General features: G+C 60.2%; 4 protein-coding genes. 3 read left to right on the forward strand and 1 reads right to left on the reverse strand.

Annotated features, from left to right (window positions below; translation table 11 throughout):
* The 3 genes from JOY90_RS27725 to JOY90_RS27735 form a co-directional block, all read left to right on the forward strand.
* Positions 1 to 1,333 (forward strand): type II and III secretion system protein family protein (locus tag JOY90_RS27725; protein ID WP_291694286.1); only part of this gene is annotated, 1,333 nt, incomplete at its 5' end.
* 4 nt (positions 1,334 to 1,337) lie between these two features.
* On the forward strand, positions 1,338 to 1,685 hold the full coding sequence (locus JOY90_RS27730) for a hypothetical protein (protein WP_291694287.1): 348 nt from the start codon (positions 1,338 to 1,340) through the stop codon (positions 1,683 to 1,685).
* Complete coding sequence (locus JOY90_RS27735) at positions 1,682 to 2,788, forward strand: hypothetical protein (protein ID WP_291694288.1); 1,107 nt, start codon at positions 1,682 to 1,684, stop codon at positions 2,786 to 2,788. The genes JOY90_RS27730 and JOY90_RS27735 overlap by 4 nt, the downstream gene beginning before the upstream one ends.
* Positions 2,789 to 2,917: 129 nt before the next feature.
* Here the strand turns inward: JOY90_RS27735 and JOY90_RS27740 are convergent.
* On the reverse strand, positions 2,918 to 3,118 hold a 201-nt coding region (locus JOY90_RS27740), incomplete at its 5' end, for a hypothetical protein (protein ID WP_291694289.1).

Consider the following 3,118-nt stretch of genomic DNA (forward strand, 5'->3'; position numbering starts at 1 on the left):
GTACGCGGACGTGCTGCCGATGACCGACAATTCGATCTACATTCAGGCCAAGAAGGTGGGAACCACCAACGTCTCCGTATTTGCTCCCGACAAGCAGCGCCTGCTGGGCGTGCTCGACCTCGAAGTCGTGCCGGATACGGTCAATGTCGGCGCCAAGATCAAGGCGAGCACGGGTAGCGGCAATATCCGGGTCTCGAGCGCAAATGGTCAGGTTGTGCTCAGCGGCGAGGCGGCCGATGCGGTCTCGGCTGAACGCGCGGTGACTGTTGCCAAGGGCCTTTCGCCGGATGCGCCCGTCGTGAATGCGATGAAAGTTTCTCCCTCACAGCAAGTGATGCTCAAGGTACGTTTTCTCGAAGCCAGCCGCGAGGCCGGCAATGCGCTCGGAGTCAACTGGTTCGTCTTCAACAACAAAGGCACACGCGGCCTGGTCACGGGAATTGGCGCCGCCTCGCAAGCGCCGCGGCCGGCACTCAGCGGCGTGAACCCCGCCGGCACGGCCGCGACGGCGGGCGCGGGAGTTCCAGCGCTCAGCGCCGCCGGCACCCTTGCCGGCACGACCGCGGCCCCGTTCGGCACCGCGCTCGCAAGCCTCGTCAACAAAGGCGCCAGCATCGACGCGCTGATCACCGCGCTCGAATCAAAGGGCGCGGTCCGCCGCCTCGCCGAGCCCGATCTCATCGCACTCTCTGGAGATTCGGCGAGCTTCCTTGCGGGCGGCCAATTTCCGGTGCCTGTCATTCAACAGAGCTCGGGCACCGTTCCCACGATCACCGTCGATTACAAAAGCTTCGGTGTCCAGCTCACCTTCATGCCGACCGTGCTCTCCAACGGTCTGATCAATCTTCGCCTGGCTCCCTCCGTCAGCGAGATCGACCCCACGAACTCCGTGGTAATTTCGGGCTTCTCGATTCCGGCGCTGACCACTCGCGAAGCCCGCACCACGGTCGAGCTGCGCGACGGCCAAAGCTTCGCCATTGCCGGCCTCCTGCAATCGGACATCGTCGAGAATATTGACCAGCTCCCGTGGATCGGTTCGGTCCCTGTGCTTGGCACTCTGTTCCGTAGCACCAGCTACCAGAAAAACGAAACCGACCTTGTCGTGATCGTCACGCCCCATCTCGTGAAGCCGGCAGCTCCCGGAGACCATCTCGCGACGCCCTTCGATCAGCGACTGCAAGGCAACGACGTGGACATCTTTGCCATGGGGCTGCTCGAGCGAAAGAAGAAATACACGGATTATGTCTCGAGCGGCGGAGATCTCGCCGGTCCCTACGGGCACATCATTCAGCCAGAGGCAGAAGATGCAAACGCATATGTGACGAAGAAGTGACGGCTTGCCGATGACGCTCCGACGCCTCCTCATTCTCAGTGTTGTCGCAACAGCCTTCGCGGGCTGCACGAGGGAACTACCTTTCGATGATCCTTTCGAGCAGAACACCGTTAGAAGCCAGAGCGTCACGCTCAGCGCCGGAAATGCCGAGAAGTCCAACGAGGTGGTTCAAATCATCGATCCGTGGCCGCGCTACGTCTATGACACCCACATCGCGGGTGATGGCCAAAGAATGGCGGCTGCCGTAGATCGCTACAAAGACGTCACCAAGCTCAAGGAAGCCGCCAAGCCAATTTCACCTCTCTACGATGTCTCGGGCGGAGCCACGACAGTGACCGGCACCACCCCATGAGCAGGGACCGCATGCCTGGTTGCGCCGATCCGCGGCAGGGACCCTCGTGCCCCGAGAATCGACGCATTTTCGTCGCGGGTGCCGCAATTGACGACGACCCACGATTTCGTTCGACCGCCGCCTTTGATCGCAGCCGGCGCCATCGATATTCGATCCAGGAGCTCACCAGCTTGTTGGTTTCCGGCCTGGAAGACGCTCGCAAACGCGACGGCACTGTTGATGCTCGTCACGTCGTCGCGGAAGTGAGTGAAAGCATCCGCCGGCGTGATCCCGATGTGGAACGGAGAAATAGTAACGACGCGGATTACGAAGCCACGAGCGCGTCGGCGGCTACGCAGGCCGTGGATGAGTACGACCACTTCTTGCCGAACTCGACGAGAAGCCTTGGCATGCTTGCTGCCCAGTGGCGAGGATCGGCCCGTTCACATCCGCAAGCGCGCGCAGCAACTGCCTGCGTCGGCGATTTCCAAGCTGATCATCGCCAACCGGGCATCAAGCTCAACCTGTCGAAGTCGGCCGCCAGCATCGCCGTGTCAGACGGCGCCCTCACTCATCGCAATCGCATGGCCGCGGTGACTTTCGGTTTTCCAAAAAGCGGCTTCTGCGTCCGCGTTCAGTTCACTTCGAGCCGCAAACAGATGCACACAGAGGCCTCGGAGAATAACCCTCGCCTCGGATATGGAAGAGCTGTTTGCGCACTCGTCGCGACCGTTATCCTGCTCTATGCGCTTCCGGGATTTCGGACGAAGCAGCCGCAACGCCTCGGCGTTTCGCTTGTCCAGTCTGAGAAGACGATTGCGCTTCGATCTTACCTGCCCGGGTTCTTGCCAATCTCTTCAGCGATGACCTGGTCTCCCGAGAAGAAGCCGGTTGAGGCCGTGCCTGCTTCAGTGACCGTTGAGGCTCCAGAACATATGGCAACCCGAGCGACGACCAATATCAGGTTGCGACCGGAACACGGTGCGCAAGTCGTCCGGGTCGTGCCCGGCCGGCTTATCCTGACCGTCCATGCGCGGCACCATGAGTGGGTTCAGGTCGGGGGCGCGAATGCCTGGGGTTGGGTGCCGTTCAATTTGCTTGATCCATTTGCATCTAAAGGTTGAATGGATTCACGGGTGCGAATGCGTGGTAATTCACGCTTTGAGCTCGCGTGACGGGCTGCAAATCGATATCAGCCGCTTTCGCTAATGAAGTAACCATGCTGGCACATTTACCAATCTGTGGTTGCAGAGTTACAGCTTAGCGAAATGCTTCCTGATAAATCCTGGACGCAGTTCAGTTCTGTCAAGAGCGCGGCCTCTGCGGTGCTCATCTTTGGAGTGTGTCTCGCAATAGCCACGATTGCTGAACGCTCGAGGGTCAAGGTTGGCGAAACGAAACATCGGATCGTGGGCACGAAGTTTCGTTGCCGCAGGCCTGCTGATCCCTTCCCT

It is taken from the genome of Bradyrhizobium sp., from assembly GCF_019242285.1.
Taxonomy (GTDB): Bacteria; Pseudomonadota; Alphaproteobacteria; order Rhizobiales; family Xanthobacteraceae; genus Bradyrhizobium.